Origin of the sequence: Corynebacterium tuberculostearicum (assembly GCF_022347235.1) — a bacterium.
Lineage (GTDB): Bacteria > Actinomycetota > Actinomycetes > Mycobacteriales > Mycobacteriaceae > Corynebacterium > Corynebacterium tuberculostearicum_F.
This window is the reverse complement of record NZ_JAKRDX010000004.1, coordinates 87,524-106,829: the sequence shown is the minus strand read 5'-3', so window position 1 is coordinate 106,829 and position 19,306 is coordinate 87,524. Positions and strand designations below refer to the sequence as shown.

General features: G+C 57.6%; 15 protein-coding genes. 8 read left to right on the top strand and 7 right to left on the bottom strand.

What is annotated here, in order from left to right; translation table 11 throughout:
- The first annotated feature begins 127 nt into the window (after positions 1 to 127).
- Both uriT and uriH read left to right on the top strand, forming a co-directional pair.
- On the top strand, positions 128 to 1,552 hold the full coding sequence (gene uriT / locus MHK09_RS03505; RefSeq protein WP_250412676.1) for a uridine transporter UriT: 1,425 nt from the start codon (positions 128 to 130) through the stop codon (positions 1,550 to 1,552).
- Positions 1,553 to 1,561: 9 nt separating this feature from the next.
- Positions 1,562 to 2,503 (top strand): uridine-preferring nucleoside hydrolase UriH, encoded by a 942-nt coding sequence (uriH, locus tag MHK09_RS03500; protein WP_250408882.1) that lies wholly within the window; start codon positions 1,562 to 1,564, stop codon positions 2,501 to 2,503.
- A 197-nt stretch (positions 2,504 to 2,700) separates the two neighbouring features.
- Here uriH and MHK09_RS03495 read toward each other — a convergent pair whose 3' ends face one another.
- Positions 2,701 to 3,984 carry a hypothetical protein gene (locus MHK09_RS03495; RefSeq protein WP_250412675.1) on the bottom strand — a complete coding sequence of 428 codons (1,284 nt, stop codon included), beginning with the start codon at positions 3,982 to 3,984 and terminating at the stop codon, positions 2,701 to 2,703.
- Positions 3,985 to 4,187: 203 nt separating this feature from the next.
- Here MHK09_RS03495 and MHK09_RS03490 point away from each other — a divergent pair, with 203 nt between their 5' ends.
- Positions 4,188 to 4,697 carry a gluconokinase gene (locus MHK09_RS03490; RefSeq protein WP_250412674.1) on the top strand — a complete coding sequence of 170 codons (510 nt, stop codon included), beginning with the start codon at positions 4,188 to 4,190 and terminating at the stop codon, positions 4,695 to 4,697.
- Here the strand turns inward: MHK09_RS03490 and MHK09_RS03485 are convergent.
- From MHK09_RS03485 to MHK09_RS03460, 6 genes are all read right to left on the bottom strand, one after another.
- Positions 4,694 to 6,088 (bottom strand): GntP family permease, encoded by a 1,395-nt coding sequence (locus MHK09_RS03485; protein WP_250412673.1) that lies wholly within the window; start codon positions 6,086 to 6,088, stop codon positions 4,694 to 4,696. The genes MHK09_RS03490 and MHK09_RS03485 overlap by 4 nt on opposite strands.
- A gap of 166 nt (positions 6,089 to 6,254) precedes the next feature.
- Entirely contained in the window at positions 6,255 to 6,872 is a 618-nt protein-coding gene (locus tag MHK09_RS03480; protein WP_250412672.1) for a zinc metalloprotease, read from the bottom strand.
- A 176-nt stretch (positions 6,873 to 7,048) separates the two neighbouring features.
- Entirely contained in the window at positions 7,049 to 8,170 is a 1,122-nt protein-coding gene (locus tag MHK09_RS03475; RefSeq protein ID WP_250412671.1) for an ABC transporter ATP-binding protein, read from the bottom strand.
- 47 nt (positions 8,171 to 8,217) lie between these two features.
- The gene (locus tag MHK09_RS03470; protein ID WP_250412670.1) at positions 8,218 to 9,540 is read right to left on the bottom strand and encodes an ABC transporter substrate-binding protein; all 1,323 of its coding nucleotides are present in this window, start codon (positions 9,538 to 9,540) and stop codon (positions 8,218 to 8,220) included.
- Between the two features lie 81 nt (positions 9,541 to 9,621).
- Positions 9,622 to 10,467: a carbohydrate ABC transporter permease gene (locus MHK09_RS03465; protein ID WP_250412704.1), complete on the bottom strand. Its 846-nt coding sequence runs from the start codon at positions 10,465 to 10,467 to the stop codon at positions 9,622 to 9,624.
- Between the two features lie 27 nt (positions 10,468 to 10,494).
- Entirely contained in the window at positions 10,495 to 11,475 is a 981-nt protein-coding gene (locus MHK09_RS03460) for a carbohydrate ABC transporter permease (RefSeq protein ID WP_250412669.1), read from the bottom strand.
- 259 nt (positions 11,476 to 11,734) lie between these two features.
- On the opposite strand from MHK09_RS03460, the gene MHK09_RS03455 reads away from it, so the two are divergent.
- From MHK09_RS03455 to MHK09_RS03435, 5 genes are all read left to right on the top strand, one after another.
- Positions 11,735 to 12,952: an amidohydrolase gene (locus MHK09_RS03455; RefSeq protein ID WP_250412668.1), complete on the top strand. Its 1,218-nt coding sequence runs from the start codon at positions 11,735 to 11,737 to the stop codon at positions 12,950 to 12,952.
- A gap of 953 nt (positions 12,953 to 13,905) precedes the next feature.
- Positions 13,906 to 15,447 (top strand): SpaH/EbpB family LPXTG-anchored major pilin, encoded by a 1,542-nt coding sequence (locus tag MHK09_RS03450; RefSeq protein WP_250412667.1) that lies wholly within the window; start codon positions 13,906 to 13,908, stop codon positions 15,445 to 15,447.
- Positions 15,448 to 15,687: 240 nt separating this feature from the next.
- Positions 15,688 to 16,641, top strand: coding sequence for a class C sortase (locus MHK09_RS03445; RefSeq protein WP_250412666.1), 954 nt, complete (start codon positions 15,688 to 15,690; stop codon positions 16,639 to 16,641).
- A gap of 74 nt (positions 16,642 to 16,715) precedes the next feature.
- A complete protein-coding gene (locus MHK09_RS03440; protein ID WP_250412665.1) occupies positions 16,716 to 18,017 on the top strand; it encodes a threonine/serine exporter family protein in 1,302 nt (433 codons plus the stop codon).
- Between the two features lie 379 nt (positions 18,018 to 18,396).
- A complete protein-coding gene (locus MHK09_RS03435) occupies positions 18,397 to 19,266 on the top strand; it encodes an LPXTG cell wall anchor domain-containing protein (RefSeq protein ID WP_250412664.1) in 870 nt (289 codons plus the stop codon).
- Positions 19,267 to 19,306 lie beyond the last annotated feature (40 nt).

Sequence of the window (19,306 nt, the reverse complement as noted above, 5' to 3'; positions counted from 1 at the left end):
TAGACGCATACTATCCGGCGAACACAGCGGTTCCCATCGATTGCATCTCAAACCACTGCGCAACGCCAAGCAATTGAGCCACGCTCCCCACTATGGAGCGAAAGATTCATCAACTACATTTAAAGCCATGACTTCCACCACCTCCGAGCCGCCAAAGCTCCAGCCCAGCTCCTATATTCCATTGATGTTCGCACTGCTGACGGCAGTGTTTGCCTTCCAGCTCAATGCGTCGATGCTCTCGCCTGCCTTGGCGACGATGGAAGATGAGCTGAGTGCCACCACCGCACAGATTGGCCTAACACAGACGGCGTTCTTCACGGCCGCGGCATTGTTCTCGCTCTTCCTTCCACGCTGGGGCGACCTTATCGGCCGCAGGAAGGTCCTCGTCGGCATGATGGCGGTTGCTGCGCTGGGCTGCATGGCTTCCGCCGTCGCGCCCAACGTCGCGGTGCTGCTCATCGGCCGCATCATCCAGGGCGTGGCCGGGCCGACCGTCCCTCTCTGCCTCATCATGCTGCGCCAGCAGGTACTCAATGAGAAGCAATACGCACTGCTGCTGGGCATTGTGACCTCGGTAAATGGTGGTATTGCGGGCGTGGACGCCTTGGCCGGTGGCTGGCTGGCCGGAAACTTTGGCTATCGCTCGGTGTTCTGGACCATGGCCGTACTATGCGCCATTGCGGTAGTAGCAGTGCAGGTATTCACTAAGGAATCCACGGCCACCGAAACCCCGCGAATGGATTGGGCGGGTGTGCTGCCTCTGGCCGTGGCGCTGGGCTGCGTTCTCACCGCGTTCAACGAAGCCGGCAAGCTTGCCGAGGCCAATTGGTTCCTCGTCATCATCCTTCTCCTCATCGGTGCCGCCGGCTTCTGGGCCTTCTGGAATGTGGAGAAGAAGGTCGCCGATCCGCTCGTTCCGGTGGCTTACCTGAAGCAGCGCCGCACGTGGGCGCTGCTTTCTACCACGCTGCTCACCATGACCGGCGTCTTTGCAGTGATGAACGGCCTCATTCCAAACCTCGGCCAGGACCCAGACGCCGGTGCCGGCATTTCCGCCAGCACCATTTCCTGGGTCACCCTTACTCCGTACGCCCTCGCTGGCCTAGTCTTCGGCCCGATTGCTGGTTGGATGGCCTCCAAGCTGGGATATAAGTACGTCCTGCAAACCGGCCTCATTGGCACCGTCGTCGGCCTGATTATTTCTATCTTCGTGGTCAGCGCCCCGAACGCATGGACCCTGCTCTTCGTTTCCATTTTCTTGGGCGTAACCTACGCCGGCATTGCCAACATCATGCTTAACGGCCTGGGTATTGTGCTCTCGCCGGCCGATAACCAGGGCTACCTGCCCGGCATGAACGCCGGCGCCTTCAACCTCGGCGCGGGCTTGTCTTTCGCCGTGCTCTTTGCGGTTTCCGGTTCCTTCGAGCACGGCTACCGCGCGGGCATGATCGCCGGCGTCATCATCTTGCTTGCGGCCCTTGCCCTGTCCTTCCTCATTCCTCGCCCGGAGTCCATCGATGACACCGTGGCGGCCGTCAACGCCCGAAAGTAGGCTCGTGGTATGACGCGAAAAATCATTCTGGACTGCGACCCCGGCCACGATGATGCGGTGGCCCTGCTCCTAGCTTTGGGCAACCCCACCATTGACCTGCTGGGCATTACCACCGTTGGCGGCAATCAGACCTTGGATAAGGTCTCCCACAATGCCCTGGTGGTCAAGGAAATCGCCGGCCACCCGGAGGTTCCGGTGTACGCAGGCTGCGATCGCCCGCTCGTGCGCCCAGTCGAGGTCGCCGAGGCCATCCACGGTTCCACCGGCATGGACGTCGAGGGCGTCCAACTTCCGGAGCCAAGCACGGCGCTTGCCGACGCCCACGCTATCGACTTCATCATCGACACCATCATGTCCCATGAGCCCGGCACCATCACCCTGGTGCCCACCGGCCCGCTTACCAATATCGCGATGGCCGCGCGCAAGGAGCCGCGCATCGTCGAGCGCGTCAAGGAAGTCGTCCTCATGGGCGGCGGCTACCACGAGGGCAATTGGTCTCCGGTTGCCGAGTTCAATATCAAGATCGATCCCGAGGCCGCCCACATCGTCTTCGAAGAGCCTTGGCCCGTCACCATGGTGGGCCTCGATCTCACCCACCAGGCGCTTGCCACCCCAGAGGTCGAAGCCGAGATTAAGGCGCTAAATACTCCCGTCTCGGAGTTCGTCGTGGGCCTTTTCGGTTTCTTCCGCAAGGCCTACCAGGCCAACCAGGGCTTTGATAACCCACCGGTCCACGACCCGTGCACCATTGCCTACCTCATCGATCCGGACATCGTCCAAACCCGCAAGGCTCCCGTCCACGTCGAGCTCGCCGGTGCCCTTACCACCGGCATGACCGTCACCGATCTGCGCGAGCCTGCCGACGCCTCCTGCCACACCCAAGTCGCCACCACCCTCGACCACGCCGGTTTCTGGCGGCTCGTCACCGACGCCCTCAAGAACCTCGCCTAAGCCACCCGCCGCGAGCTATTCAACTTTCAGCCACGTTCTGCTCTCCGAATGTTCGGTTCGATGCCAGAATGTGGCTGTTTGATTGCTGATAGGAGTAACAGTCTGCGCCTCTGTGGGAATTAAGCCTTTACCGTCTCTAAGGGATGGTGCAGATGCACGCATAAATTACGTCGTTCTAAATCCACCAAGATAAGAATCTAGCTCGCTTTACTGTTTAGTTGGACTGCGCTACTGCCAAGAAGTTCATTTGCTGCCTTTTGGTAGTCCTCCTTAGAGGGTTTGTCAGCAATTATGACTTTTTCTCCGTCAAGAGACTTGAGGTTCTTCAAGGTCAGTGAAGAATTTTGACCACTGAGCTGGTAAACGCTTTTCTTCAAAACCGATACGTCATCTCCTCCTGCTCGCAATACGGCTTGCCTAAACATTGCGGTTTTCGCTGCGGAGCCACGTGCTATGACCACCGTCCGTTCAGAGGCCTTGGAGTCAATTTCGGAGCGCACCTGGGATAGCACCGCTACGAGGTAATTGAATAAAGGAATTTGGGAAGGGATCAGGTGGTCTTCGGGGTTAGTCCAAGGTGTGGGATCCTCTTCCAACTGTTTCAGTGCTTCTGGAGCCAAATTTTTAACATTACCGCCCGTCGGGGATTGATAAGGAAACAGTTCGACCTGTGCGACTCCATCGGAACGATTAGTTCCAGAATCCGATTGAACGTAATTTCTTAGGTGGTTTGGATTATTGTCTGACTTAGCAAAATAGTCGCAGTGCCAATTTCCTCCGACCCAAGGTAAGGCGTTGGTACCGTGAAGATTAAGCGGAGACGGAAGTAAGAAATCACATGTAGGGAGGCCATTTCCTTCTCGCTCTTTGCTCGTCCAAGGAACAAAGGGGCCACGGTCGCCGCCCGTGATAGCGGAGAGTAGTTTCTCTTGTTCGGTAATCCATGCGCGTTTGGCTCGATCGCACTGCGCATTGATTGCGTCGAGGTCGACATCGTCACCAGAGACATACCCCATACGTGAGAAGAACATCAGCAGTTTATCTCTGGCTTCTTTTTCAACAGTATTCCACAAAGCTTCTTTGCTCTCGTAGGGACCGCCCAGAACCCAGTCGACGAATTCGTGAAAACCTGGATTGAATGTAACTACTACGACCTTAGGATTGCTGAGATCGCCCATAAAGGGTTGAGGCGCATTGGGGAAAAGGCGTGAATCTTCACTCAACTCATTTTGGTGGCCATTAACATACTGAGCAGCAATATCCCTTTGTTTGTCGCTCCAATGAGCCCAATCCTCACTGTGAATGAGTACTTGATCAAGGTCTTCTCTTGAAGGATTGTCCGTTTCAGGGTCAAGGCTTTCGATTAGAGCTTGATAGCTTGAGATTTCCTCTGGAAAGGCAAGGTTGTTATTCCAATCTGCGTAGATGCTTTTTGCTGCATCCTCGGTAGGAGAGCCATTGTTAGTAGAACGGTTTGTCATCGGAGGTCCTCAAAACTGAAGGGAATAAGATGGAGCATTCGCCATCAAAGATTTTCATGAATGATGGTAAATGATGTTTTCTTACTTCACAGAGCATTGAAATAAGATCGGTTGAAGGTAGAGGAGTTCGGCCAAGCGAATAGTATTGAACTTGGTAGGTCCTGCTTGAAATCAACTGTAAGAACCCCACCCAAGGAGCCACCATGAACCAGAACCGTTTTCGCCACGTCGTTGTCATGGGAGTGTCCGGATCGGGCAAGACCACGGTAGGGGAGGCGCTATCGCCGCTGGTGGGGCTGGAGTATCGCGATGGCGATGACATGCACCCGCAGGCCAATATCGACAAGATGGCGGCGGGGATACCGCTCAATGATGCGGACCGGGAACCGTGGCTGAAGCAGATCGGTCAGTGGCTCGCGGATAAGCCGGACGGTGCGATGGTGGGGTGCAGTGCGTTGAAGCGGAAGTATCGGGATCTGATTCGCGAGTACTGCCCAGCCGTGGTGTTCGTTCACGTGCATGGCGACTTTGATGTGCTGCATGAGCGGATGCAGCACCGGCCGGGACACTTTATGCCGGCGTCGCTCTTGCAGTCGCAGTTCGATACCTTGGAGCCGCTGGAAGAAGACGAAACTGGCCGCGTCTTTGATGTGACGCGGCCAGTCGAGGAGATTGCCCAGGAAGCTGCTTCCTGGATAAAGGCAGGCGCCTAAAAGACTGCCGCTACTCCGTAGAGCACCAAGACCAGGGCAAAGCCGATGACGGAAATCAGCATTTGGTTGACTGTCCAGGTCTTCAGTGTGGTGACCGTATCCATGCCCATCAGACGGCCGACGAGCCAGAAACCGGAGTCGTTGACGTGAGAACCGAAGACGGAACCGGCGGCGGTGGCCACGACGATAAGGGCGAGCTGTAGCTCATTGAATCCGCCGGCTTCCACGGCGGGAACCATGAGGGCGGCGGCCGTGGTTAGCGCCACGGTGGCCGAACCTTGGGCTAGGCGCAGCGCCACGGCAATGAGGTAGCAGGCAAGGATGACGGGGATGCCAAGGCCGGAGAGCGAATCGGCCAGGGCGTCGCCAATGCCAGAAGTGCGCAGTACGCCGCCGAACATGCCGCCGGCACCGGTGATGAGCACGACGGAACAGATGGGGCCAAGCGAGGAATCGATGAGCTTTTCCAGCGCGGTCTTGTCCACGCCGCGGCGCAGGCCCAGGACCACGAGCGCGACCAGCACCGTGATGAGCAGTGCGATAGGAGTCTGGCCGAGCATGACAAAGAACCGTACCCACGCGGCGTCGGCATCGATGGTGCCATAGGATGCCAGGGCGTTGAGGCCGGTGTTGAAGAAGATGAGCACCATCGGGATGAGCAGGAGGGAAATCACCGTTGGGGCAGAGGCCGGCTTAAGCGGCTGTTCCTCCTCAGAAAGCACCGGGCCGGCGATGGCGTCAGTGACTTTCAGCGGGAATTTCTTGCCGGAAAGCAGGCCGAAGCGGTAGCCGGAGATATACCAGGTAGGCAGCGCAAGCAGCAGGCCGACGAGCAGGACGAGGCCGAGGTCGGCGCCATAGAATTCGCTGGCTGCAACGGGGCCTGGGTGCGGTGGTAGGTAGACGTGCATGACGGAAAACGCGCCGGCGGCCGGCAGGCCAAAGGCAAGCACGGGGCCGTCCAAACGACGAGCGACGGCGAAGATAACCGGAAGCATCACAATCAGGCCGGCGTCGAAGAAGATGGGAAAGCCCATAATCAGCGAAGCCAGGCCGAGTGCAAGGGGTGCTTTGGATTCGCCGAAGCGGTGAACCATGGCGTCGGCAAGCGACTTGGCGCCACCGGAGGCTTCCACCAACCGGCCGATCATGGCGCCCAAGCCTACGAGCAGTGCCACCGAGCCCAGAGTGGAGCTAAAGCTTTCGGTCATGGTGGGCACAATGCCTTCGAGCGGAATGCCTGCAGCGAGCGCCGTGAGCGCCGAGACCACCAGCAGGGTGAGAAAAGCATGGAGCTTGAAATAGATGACCAGCACCAAAATCACGGCGATGGCGGCCACCGCAATGCCCAGTAGCGGGCCGGTGGATAGTGTAGGTTCCCACGTTTCCATAGAGAGTTCCTTTTCCTTTGCAAACCTTTGAATAATGGAAACGTTAGCAGTGGTCCTGTGCGCTGCCTAAAGCAATCGGCTAAATGCGACCTACCCAACACGTAGCCGGGTGAAGACAGAAAAATCCCCTAGGCACCGTACTGGGCCTAGGGGAGGGGCAGGCAGTTTAGTCGAACTGACCCTGGATAATGGCCGCCGCATCCAGCGGAGTCACGTGGTAGGAGATGGGGTTCTGGTTGGCGCCGGCCATGAGCGCGCCGGCGCAGGAGTGGCCCGCGCCCATCATGTGGCCCAGCTCGTGGGCGATGGTGCCCTGGACTGCCTCTGGGTACTGGGCATTAGGAATCTTGATGAAGACCATCTTGTGATCCGGGTAGGCGGCGCCCTGGACGTAGCCATTTGGGTCCGGCTTGAAGATGATGGCGACGGTGTCATCGTCAGCCTCGGAAGGCTTAACTTCCTTCAGGGAAGCCTTGCCGTCTAGCGCCTTGTTCCACTCGGCAACCGCGGCATCCAGCTGCTTGCGGTAGGGGAAGCCTTCGACCACCTTGTACTCCAGTACGCCATCCTTAAAATACGGCTTTACAGAGTCCTCGTCGTGCAGGATGGAAGGATCCGGAACCGGCTTGCCATCGTTAGCCAGCTGGGTGATGGTCTTGCAGGTGCCTGGATCAATTAGGGAGCGAACTGGGTCGCTCTTAGCGCTAGCGGCCGGTGCGGCGACGGTGCCAAGGATGGCGGAAGCGGCCAGGGTGGCGGCAGAAAGCTTCTTGAAAGAAGGCATAGGCAGTGAGTTACCTTTCGGTTGATTTTAAGGTTCGCAGAGTGCATGTTTCCCAGCAATGTCCGTGGTAAACGGTATTATGCGGGTCTCTTATGCGTGCGAGCATATATCAGTTTCTTATTGTCTGCAAAGGGAAAAATAAGAAACTGAGGAACTTACTGCCTCTTTACCGCCTTCTAGTTCAATCGCTGCCCAGTGGTGGTGCTAAACAAATGCACGCGGTCTGGGTCGGGGGAAACGTAGAAAGTATCGCCCACCGCATAGCGGCCGCGGGCATCAACCAGGATGCCGGTCTGGCCGCCCATCCGGGTCGAGGATTTGAGGACGCCGTCGGTGGAGCTGTTGCCGGCGGCGTCGTTAAGCTCGCCATAGACATAGGTCTGGTTGCCCAGCTCCTCGACGTGCGCGACGGTGAACTTTGCCCCGCCGTTGCCGGTATCGCTTAGCTGCCAGTCTTCCGGGCGGATGCCCACGGTAACGGTCTCCACGCCCTCAAAGTTGTAGTTGGCCAGATTGATGCGGGTAGAGCCGATGGTGAGCTCAGAGGAGTTATGGGTGAGGTCATAGATATTCATTGCCGGGGAGCCAATGAAACCGGCGACGAAGACGTTCTGCGGGCGGTCATAAATGGTGCGGGTGGTATCCACCTGCTGCAAGACTCCGGCATTGAGAACGGCGACGCGGTCACCCATGGTCATCGCCTCGGTCTGGTCGTGGGTGACATATACGGTGGTGGTACCAAGGCGGCGCTGCAGGTTAGAGATCTGCGCGCGGGTGGAAACGCGCAGTTTGGCATCCAGGTTGGACAGCGGCTCGTCCATGCAGAATACGGCTGGCTCGCGGACGATGGCGCGGCCCATGGCCACGCGCTGGCGCTGGCCACCGGAAAGATTAGCCGGCTTGCGGTCCAACAGGTCTTCCATCTGCAGGATCTTCGCGGCCTCGTGCACGCGGGATTTAATCTCGTTCTTCGGGACCTTGCGGTTTTCCAGCGCGAAGGACATATTCTGCGCTACGGACATATTGGGGTAGAGGGCATAGTTCTGAAAGACCATGGCCACATCGCGGTCCGATGGGCTGACCCCGGTGACATCCTTGCCGCCGATGCGGATGGAGCCGCGGTCGGTGGGCTCAAGACCTGCCAGCATGCGCAGGCTGGTGGACTTGCCGCAGCCGGATGGGCCGACAAGAACCAAGAATTCGCCATCGGCAATATCTAGGTTGAGGCGGTCAACGGCGGGGCGTTCCGCGTCCTTAGAGTAGATGCGGCTTGCGCCATCGAAGGTGACAGTAGCCATGGTTACCTTTCAGAAACTAGTGGGGGAGGGGGAGTGGCTGCGAGAGCCTACTTATTGATGACGGTCTTGACCTGGTTGTCATAGATGGACTGCAGGGTCTTTTGCAGATCGGTCAGCACCTTGGTGACGTCATCGCGGTTGGTGACGATCTTTTCAAAGGCGCCGCCGATTTCCTGGTCCGCGCCGGGCAGGAAGACACGGGCATTGTCCTGTGGGCGGGTCTCAGGCAGCTGCTTGATAGCGGTTTCGAAGTTCGGGTTGTCCTTCATGAACTTCTTCTGGTCCTCGTTGTCCACCGCGGTAGAGCGCACCGGCATGTAGCCCACGTTCTGGGACCAGTAGCAGGTGTTTTCCTCATTGGTGATGAAGTCAATGAGCTTGATAGCAGCCAGCTGGCGGTTCTTGCTGATGCCAGCCGGGATGGCCAAGCCGGCACCACCGGTGGGGCAGGCGCCGTCGCCAGTCGGGTTAGGCAAGAAGGCGGTGCCGAGCTCGAACTTGGCGGTATCGGTCAGACCCGCCAGGTCACCGGTGGACAGGACGGTGGCGGCGGCGCGGCCGGTGCCGAACTCCATGGCCATGTCATTGCCCACGTAGGAGTAGCCCTTCTTCTCATCGGTGATGTCCTTGAGCCACTCGACGGCCTTGATGGTCTTGTCATCGGTGAATTTCAGGTCCCACTCATCGGAGTAAGCGCCGCCCTTGGACCACAGCGGGCCCTGGAAGATCCAGCCCAGGTAATCCACGGCATCGCCCCAGCCAAAAGGCTTCATTTTGGAATCGGCGTCAGCCAACTTCTTGGACCACTCATCCATCTCATCCCAGGACTTGGGGCCACGGTCCGGCAGACCGGCCTTCTTCCACGCGTCCTTGTTGTAGAAGAACAGTGGCGTAGAACGGGCGAAGGGGAGGGCAAAGTGGCCGCCGTCGTACTTGTAGTCTTCGTAAAGCGGCTGCACGTAGGTAGACAGGTCGATTTCTGCTTCCTTGGCAAGGTCGTCCACGTTGGCGATCTGGCCGTTGATGGCAAAGTTGTACCACCAGACGTCAGACAGCACCACGATGTCCGGCAGGTCCTGGCCGGTGAGCGCAGCGTTGAACTTCTGCGCTGCTTCTTCGTAGTTCTTGCCGGCATCTACGAGGTTGACCTTGATATCCGGGTTCTCCTTTTCAAAGCGGGAGATGATCTCCTTCTCAATGTCCTTGGAGGTGCCCGGGTGGTTGGACCACCAAGTCAGCTCGGTGACTTCACCGTCACCGCCCTTGTCGTTGTCGCCCTGTGGATTGGTGGATGAGGTGCCGGCACAAGCAGCGAGTGCGGTGGCAGAAGCGGCCGTGGAGGCCAGGGCGAGGAATTTGCGGCGTAGCATGTAGTTCTCCTTAAAAAGGGTGGTTAAGGGGTGGAAAATAGAGCGAGCGGAAACGGCGAGCGTGGGTGGGGAAGAAGCCTTCTAACCCTTCACGGCGCCAGTGGTCAGGCCCTGAATCATGTACTTTTGCAAGGCCAGGAAGATGATGACCATCGGGATGATGGTGAGGATGGTGGCGGCCATGACCGGACCCCAGTTGGTCACGCCATCGTTGTTTTGCAGCATGGTCAGGCCCACCTGCAGCGGAGCGACGTCCTCCGTATCTGCCATGAGGAAGGGCCACAGGTAGGTATTCCATTCATTGACCATGGTGATGACGGAAAATGCAGTCAGCGTGGGCCACGAAACCGGTAACAGCACCTTGGTCAGCAAGCGGATGGGACCAGCACCGTCCATGCGGGCGGCTTCCACCAGCTCATAGGGCAGGGACAGGAAGTGGTTGCGCATCAAGAAGGTGCCGAAGGCCACGCCGGCCAGCGGCACGATGATGCCCACGAAGGTATTGCGCCAGCCCAAGGAATTGACCAGGGCGTAGTTGGAAATGACGGTGATTTCGCTCGGCACCATGAGCGAGGAAATGACCAGCAGGAATACCAGGTGTCGGCCCGGGAAACGCAGGATGGCCAGCGCATAGGCGGAGATGACGCCCAGCACAATCTTGATGATGGACAGCACCGCGGTAATGAACACCGAGTTGCGCAGGTAGGTCCAGAACGGCACACGGGTGGTGGCATCGGAGTAGTTCTCGGTCTCCCACACCGGCGGAAGCCAATTGACTGGGTCGGTATAGATATCGCCCTTGGCCTTAAACGAGGTCATGAGGATCCAAAACAGCGGCAGGCCAATGAGCAGCAAGACCGCTAGGATGCCCAGGTAGCCGCCGATGAGCTTGGCGCGGCGGGTGGCGGGGGATTCATCCGTGACCATGTGAAGGGTAGAAGTAGCCATGTTGGGTTAACCTCGCTTATCCATGATGCGGACCTGGATCAGGGTGATGATGAGCAGGATGAGGAACAAGATGGTGGCGGCAGTCGCACCGTAGCCGGCGCGGAAGTTGACGAAGGTCTCGTTGTAGATCTGAAAGACCAGCGTCTGCGTGCCATTGCCCTGCGGGCCGCCGCGGGTCATGACGTTGATGATGTCGAAGACCTGCACGGAATTAAGCAGCACCGTAATGGACAGGAAGAAGGTGGTATTGCGCAGCTGCGGCATGGTCACGCGCCAGAATTTGCGCCAGCGGCCGGTGCCGTCGATAGCGGCAGCTTCATCCAATTCCTTGTCCAGGCCCTGCAGCGCCGCCAAGTAGATGACGAAGGTATAACCCAGGTTTTTCCACACAAAGGTGAAGGTCACCATGAACATGGCCCAGCCCGGTACGGCGTAGAAGTTGGGGGAGTCCACGCCGAACCAGCCCAGGATTTCCTGGATAAGGCCAAAGTTAGGGTCGAAGACGAACTGGAAGGCAATGCCGATGGCCGCGCCGGAGATGGCATAGGGGGCAAAGACCACCGAGCGCGCAAAGTTGCGGCCCTTAATGTTTTGGTTCAGCAGCAAGGCCAGCGCTAGGCCGATGACCATGGAGCCAATCACCGCGAAGAAGGTAAAGACCAGGGTGTTGAGCACGATGGTCTTCGTATCATCGCGGCTAAACCACTCCACATAGTTATCTAGGCCCACGAAGGTGGAGTTGGGGCTGGAGATATTCCAATTGAAAAAGGAAAGGCGGATATTATCCAGCAGCGGCCGGTAGGTAAATATGGCCAGCAGGATCAGGTTGGGGGCAAGCAGTACTGCTGCCAGCAGCCATTCTTTGTGTCGGTTGCGCTTGGCCTTGCGGACAAGCGCCCCGGAATCACCGGGGCTTTCCGCGCGTGCGGGAGATGCGGTTGTAGTGCCGGCGCCACCGGCACCGGAAGAGTCTTCCTGAAAAGTCACTCGGTCAATCTAGGGCGGGCAGGTGACGCCCAGCTACACAGAAAACAAACAATTGATGAATAATAAAAGGCCAATGAGTTAAAGGTAGACGCGTCATCAAAGATTCTATAAAGCCGCAGCGCAGCCCCCTATGGCGCTGGTCGCTCCACCGCCTAACTTTGTCCGGCATTACAAAGAAGCCCCGCTTGCCGACGCCCACCTTCCTCCCACCCCACTACACTGGCCCCTACAATCCACCGCGACCCCACTAGGAGGAAGCATGTCTGTCCGTACCGTTTGCAGCAACTATGACTCCGTCAAGGATTGGCAGGAGCCGCTGTATAAGGATCTGCACCAGCACCCGGAGCTATCCATGCAGGAAGAGCGCACGCTGGGCATCATCAAGGACAAGCTTGCCGATCTCGGCTTCCACCACATTGAAGTAGGCGGCGGGGTGGTCGGTGTTTTAGAAAACGGTGCCGGGCCAACCGTCATGCTGCGCGCGGATTTCGATGGCCTACCAGTTAAGGAGGCCACCGGCCTGGATTATGCCTCCACCGATACCGCCGTTGACCAGGAAGGAAACACGGTCCCCGTCATGCACGCCTGCGGTCACGATTCCCATGTCGCCAGCCTGCTGGGCATGGGCGCGCTCATGGCGCAGGCCACCGACCAGTGGTCCGGCACCCTACAGCTCATTTTCCAACCGGGCGAGGAGATTGCCGCCGGTGCCCAGTCCGTGGTGGATGACGGACTTGTGGACAAGGTCGCCACGCCCGACGTAGTACTTGGCCAGCACGTCTTTGCCAGCAACTTTCCCGCCGGCACCGTGGCGCTGGCCTCCGGCCCATTCATGTCCACCGCGGTAAGTATGGACGTTAAGGTTTATGGTCAAGGCTCGCATGGCTCCATGCCGCACCTCAGCGTTGACCCCGTGGTGCTGGCCAGCTCCATTGTCATGCGTTTGCAGACGGTCATCTCCCGCGAGCTCAACCCTTCCGAATTCGGCGTGCTGACCGTGGGGGCCATCAACGCCGGCTCGAAAGCAAATATCATCCCCTTTGAGGCCAACCTGAAGATCAATGTGCGCGCCTATAGCGAGCAGGTGCGCGATACAATCACCGGCGCTATCGAGCGCATCGTCACTGCCGAGTGTCAGGCTGCCGGCAGCTCGCATCCTGCCGAGTTCAACTATCACGATTCCTACCCGCTCACCAGCAATGATGAGGACACCACGGAGCGCCTTCAGGAAGCCTTTACTGCCTACTTCGGCCCCGACCGTGTCCTTGACGCCGAACCCCTCACCGCCTCGGAGGACTTTTCCACCATCGCCCGCGCCTTCGGCGTTCCCTACTGCTTTTGGGTATTTTCCGGCCGGGAAGAAGAAAGAGACGTCCCCAATCACAGCCCGCACTTCGCCCCGCTGCTCCAGCCCACTCTACGAACCGGCACCGAAGCCCTTACCGCTGCTGCGCTGAATTACCTGGGCAAGAACTAGCCGGGGCCCTTCTTCTGGCCGCACATCTGCAATGGAGGGTGCGGCCATTGCTTGTGGCCTGCGGGTTGTATGAAGCAATGGGGGAGTAGTCCGCAGCGTCTACTGCGAGAGCGTGTAGGCCATGCATCGCTTTCCGACGCCCACTTCTTTCCCCTCGCCCCAACCTGCAGACCCCTAAAACAGCTCCAACGCCCGGGCCTCGCTTGGGGCCACAGGGCGCTGGAACTGGTTCTCTCTATCTCTCTTGCGTTCTCTCAAACGCGTGCTTTAAGTATGAGCCACTTACCTGCAACGACAATAAATTCACGCTGTGAGTATCCTGCCATCTTGGTAACGGTACGGTAACGGGTTCCATGTAGCGCAGCGCTCAAGGATGGCCATCCCCAATTCTAAGGGTGTCTCAGTTTTGTTGTGCTCCGGGTCGTGTGGGCAGGGAGGTAGGGATTAGGTGCAGTGTTAAGAACGTGCCAGCAACCTTAAATAGTGCTGTATTTACGCTCGGGAATAGTTCAAAAGTTAACGCTGCAGGGGCTTAAGGTTGCCATATATTCACCCCCTTGTCGGGTTTCTAAGGGTAATTTTCATTCTATATGTGCAGTTCAAAGTCTTATAGTGCACCCTAAGTTAAAGAAACCTTAGAATTCGGTTGGCAAGCTGTGGATATGGTGCTAATCTACACAGGAAAGATTAAACGCCCCGCCAGAAACATTAAGACTGCTCCCTAAAACAGGCTTAAAGCAGGCGGGCTATTCCCCCTAAGTGGCCACCCAGCCACCAACCCCTAAGGAAACTGTGATTACTCTCCCCCTGAAAAAGAGTCGGTGCCGTGCAGGACCTTCCAGCCGCGCAACACCGTCCAAGTCCTTGCACTAACCGCGAGGCTTCCTAAAAACCAAAACACACTCTGTCTCCAGGGAAAATTCCCTATCTTAAGATTCTGAAAGAGAGAACTCATGTCCAAGGCTATCGCTGGCAAGAAGGCTGCTGCTTTCTCCGCCGCTTTCGCAATTGCTCTGTCCGCTGGCGTTGTAGGCGCTGACGCAAACGTTGCTCACGCAGCGACCGAGACCCCTGCTGCCGCGACGACCACTGCTGCCGAGGGTGGAAACGTCAACCCGGCAGATGCTCCGTCCGATAACCTGTCCCTGACCATTCACAAGCACAAGGGCACCGAGTCCGCTCAGCAGGGCAATGGTACTGCTCAGAACCTCGATGAGAAGGTTAACCCATCCGTTAAGGGCGTTGGCTACAAGATCGAGATGGTTCAGTCCCTGAACACCCCTCAGGACTGGAAGACCGCTGCAGGCAAGAAGGTAACCGACGAGCCTAACGGCGAGTACACCAAGGACGCCGAGACCAACGAAAACGGTGAAATTAAGCTGGAGGGCTTGAAGCCAGGTCTGTACAAGGTAACCGAGACCTACGTTCCGGAGAACTCTGGTCTGGTTATTGCACAGCCGTTCCTGGTCTATGTTCCGATGACCAATCCGGAGAAGACCGGCTGGATCACCAACGTCAACGCTTACCCGAAGAACACCGAGGTTAAGGTTGAAAAGAAGGTAAAGGACCAGTTCGCCAACAACCAGGAGAACTACACCTACACCATTACCTCCGATATTCCGGTAACCAAGAAGGGTGAGACCCTCACCAAGTACATCGTGACCGATGAACTGGATTCCCAGCTTAATGGTGCAGCTTCCAAGGTCACCAAGGTAGCTCTTGGCGCAAAGGAAGAAGGCGCTAAGGAACTGAAGGCTGGTACCGACTACAACGTCGAGCCAGTAGAAGGCAACGCCCAGATTAAGAAGGTTGTCTTCACGGAGGCAGGCCGCAAGCAGCTGACCTCCACCTCCGACAAGGTTTTCACCACCATCGAGACTAAGACCGTGGACAACGCTACTGTTTACCACGTTCCTAACGACGCAAAGCTGACCGTCAGCCACTTCCCAGACGACGAGCACGACACCACCGTTGATTCCAACAAGGTTCACACCTACTGGGGCGACCTGAAGATCGTCAAGCAGGACGGCAACGATAAGAAGAAGCTGGAAGGCGCAGAGTTCCAGCTCGTCCAGTGCCAAGCCGACGGCAAGGCTTGGAAGCAGACTAAGGACACCACTGCAGAGACCGTAAAGGGTAAGACCTCCTGGACCACCAACGCAGAGGGTACCGTTACCATCGAGGGTATCCACGTTACCGACTTCGCTGATAACGAGGCCAAGCCTAACAACTACTGCCTGAAGGAGACCAAGGCTCCTAAGGGCTACGTCAAGAACGACCAGCTCATCCACTTCGACCTGAAGAAGGAAGGCAAGGTCGACGACAAGGGCGTACCTTCCGCGAAGATTGAGAATACCGCAACTATCGATAACTACACCGATAAGAACCACCTGCCTAACACCGGTGGCGCTGGCTTCATCGCCATCGTCCTGGCTGGTCTGGCAATCATCGGTGGCGGCTTCTTCGCAGCACGCCGCAACTCCGCTAAGGCCTAAGCACTCAGTGCTAGCCTGCTAAACCATTGGGCTCGGAAAATTCTTCCGGGCCTTTTGGCTTGCGCCGCCCAGCGGGGAGGCGGCAAAAATCCCCGCCCCTTTTTATTGCCCTGAATAAGACGGGGCGTTGTACAATTTCATACTGATTACTGTGTACCGGGCAGTCCCTAGAACCCGGTTGAGCTTTATCTCTTTTCCATTCCCTATATCCAACTAAATACATAGATCTAGAGGACCACCATGACCGAACAGCTTGCCAAGCACCGCAAGACGGAAAAACAATCACTGTTCAAGCGCGTATTTTTGCCCCTGCTGCTTGTCATCGTTGGTCTTCTTGTCATGCTGTATCCGGTCTATGCCACGCAGTGGAATAACGTGCAGCAGCAAAAAGTAGCGGAGCGCTACGAAGAAGACCTCAAAGAGATGACGCCGGAGGAAAAGAACGAGGCGCTGGAAGAGGCACGTCGCTACAACGACGAGCACGGTGATGCACCGATTCTGGACCCGTGGCTGGCGCGCGTGAGCGAAGACAACGTGGCCTATCAGGAATACCTGAAGCAGCTAAGTGGTAGCTCCGCGATGAGCCAGGTGGTTATCCCGTCTATCGATTCGAAGCTTCCGGTCTACCACGGCACGGACGATAAGACCCTGCAAAAGGGCTTGGGCCACCTCTTTGGTTCCGCGCTTCCGGTCGGCGGCGAAGGCCATCACTCCGTGATTACGGGTCACACGGGCTTGTCCAACGCAACGCTGTGGGACAACCTGGTGGACGTGGAAAAGGGCGATGCTGTCTACGTCTCTACCTTCGGCGAGAAGATGAAGTATGAGGTCCACGATATTGAGGTGGTCCTGCCGGAAGAAACCGATTCGCTGCAGCCGCGCGAGGGCGAGGACCTGCTAACCCTTATTACCTGTACGCCGTACGGCATCAATACCCACCGCCTGATGGTGCATGCCCACCGCGTGCCGATGGACCCTGATGAAGATCACGTCTTTGAAGACAAGGCCAGCTTCATGCAGTGGTGGATGTGGCTGCTTATCGCCTTGGCCATTGCCATTATCGCCGGCATGATCTGGTGGGTGCGCAGCATGAAGCGCAAGCAGAATGCTGGCGAAGAGGCTAAGGGGGCGTCGGAAAGCGAAGGCGCTGCTGACGCCGGCACCGCCCACCCCGTAAGCGAGGACGAAGACTAAGCCCGCGCACTTAAATCCCCAGTCGTTTCCATGCGGAAGCGGGTGGGGATTTTTCCGACGTTATAGTGGACTACATGAACGCGCATTTTGACGCCGAGGCCCACCGACAAATGGGCGTAGAAGCCGATGTTGTCCTGCGCCTGGGCATGCTGCTCATGGGGGCGGGTACCTCGGGGTACCGCGTGCTGCGCGCGATGAAGCGCAGCGCCCGTGCCTTGGGTTTTAATAAACTCGACGCCACGGTGGGGCTTACGCAGATTACCTGTACCTTCCACCGTGGACCGCTGTTTCGCACCGTGATCTCCCGGCAGCATTCGCCGGCGGTGGACGCCTCGCGCATCGAGGCTATTGAGGACCTGACTCACAACCGCCTCTACGCCGGCATTACGGCCGAAGAACTTAGCGCAATGCTCGACCAAATCGAGCACGACGTGCGCAAGCGGTGGGGTCGCATTATTTTGTCGCTCGCGGCCGCGGTGGCTTGCGGCGCGTTCGCGTTCCTGAACTCTTTCCCGCTCGAGGCCCTCGGCCTGGTGGCGGTGGCGGCCTTCGCCGGTCAGTTCATGCGGCATGTGGCCTTAAGCAATCACGTGCACCAGATCGGCGGCATCGTGGCTGGGGGAGTAACCGCCAGCCTGGTGTTCTTTGCCATCACGGAGTTCTTGGGCCTTATCGGTGCGGCCGATCCCAGCAACTTTTCCTCCGGTTATGTGGCCGCCGTGCTCTTTTTGATTCCTGGTTTCCCGCTGTTCTCCGCGCTCATTGATATGGCGCGCTTTGATTTCGACGCCGGCTTAGTCCGACTGGCCTATGCCTTCTGTGTCATCTTCGCAGCTACTTTTACCGTCGCTATGGTTAGCTGGCTTACCGACCTTAATCCTGAGCCGCCCGTTCCCGCCACCAACCTGCGCTGGTACTGCTTCGCCTTTGTTGCCAGCTTCTGCGGCATTGCAGGCTTTGCTTTCTTGTTTAACTCTTCGCGCCGTATGGTCCTAGTCGCCGCGGCCGTGGGCACCGTGGCCAACGGCGTACGCCTCGGTCTCCTGGAGCTTGGCACCACCCCGTATTTCGCGGCCTTTGTGGGCGGAACCATCATCGGTTTGCTGGGCGCGGTGGCTTCTAAGGCGGCGCGCCTGCCGCGCATCACCACGACGGTGCCGGCCGCGGTCATCATGATTCCGGGTGTCACCATGTTCCGTGCGGTCTATTACCTCAACGCCGGCGAAATGGATCATGCGGTGGCGAACGTTGCCACCGGCATGATGGTTGTTGCCTCCATCGGCGCGGGGTTGGTGCTATCCCGCCTGCTAACGGACCCGGACTGGGCACTTGGCCGACTCATTGACTTCAGCCATCAGCCGCCGCCGAAGCCTTAAGCGCTTGCCGACGCCCCCTTTTGCCCACCCTTTTCCTGTGTTCTTTAAGGAGCCCCGTTAACTTTAAGTTTCTTTAAGAAATCCTGGCGGGGTAGCCATAAATGTGCAGTGGGCTGGGAGTATAGGGTTCCTGCCCGATTTTCTTTCCAATTTTTATCTTAAGCATGGCTGTAAAAACTGCCTTTAACCTTATAAAAAGCTGCCTAAAGAATTGCACCCTGAGGAAATCTTGGGTATTATTTTAAGCATTCGCAAAGGTTACTGGTAAAGAGCTAAGAAACGCCCCTAGATATCCCTTAGACCAGCGATTCTTGGCAAATTCCCTGTCGTAGACAGCTGACCTGTGCGGGCACGCTATCTCTTGACAAAGAAGAAATATATGAAAAAGCACTATTCCCTTCCAACCTCGGTGCTCGCGGTTGCTTTGTGTGCTGGCCTTGCCACTCCACTAGCCACCGCGAATGAGCGCGTTATTTCCGGCAACGACCAGGACGTTAATGCCTCCACCGTGGATTCTTCGCGTTCTATCGACGTGACGTTCCGTAAGATTCCGCTTAATCCTTATGATGACCGCGACCCTAACGCTTTGCCTGATGGCGGGGTAGAGGGACTTACTTTCACGCTTTCTAAGGTCAAGGACTTTGAAGTGACGACCGAGACCGGTCGTGCCGCTGCCAAGAAGATGACCGTGAAGAAGGCGCGTGAGGCTGGTCTGGACAAGGTTGCCTCCGAAAATACTGACTCCGAGGGCAAGGCCTTGTTTGCCGGCCTGCACCCGGGTCTGTACCTGGTTGAGGAGTCTGCCCCGGATTCTGATCATGATTATCGTCTCTCGGATCCGCGGCTGATTATCCTTCCACTGGGTAACCCGACTGGTACGGAGTTTGAGTATGACTCGGTGGCTGTCATGAAGGGGCGTCCTTCTACTCCGCCGTCGACTCCACCCACTGTCCCGCCAACGGAGCCGGATACTCCGGGTAAGACTACGACTCCGAAGCGTCCGCCGCGAGAGAACACTCCTCCGGGTGAACGCACTACCCACCCTGACCGTCCTGGTAGCACTACCGAGCGTGACGTAGAGGTTTTGGGCCAAGAGCCGCCAGAGGGTGGTTCCGGTACCGGATCCCGCAGCCACAACTCGGGTGTTCTGGCCTCTACCGGCGCTAGCGTGCTCGGCCTTATCGGCTTCGGCGCGGTGCTGATTATTGCCGGCCTTTGGCTTTCTCGCCGCAAGAAGGGTGAAAGCTAGTGAATAAGAATTCCCTTCCCTCTCTATCCCCAATTGGAGC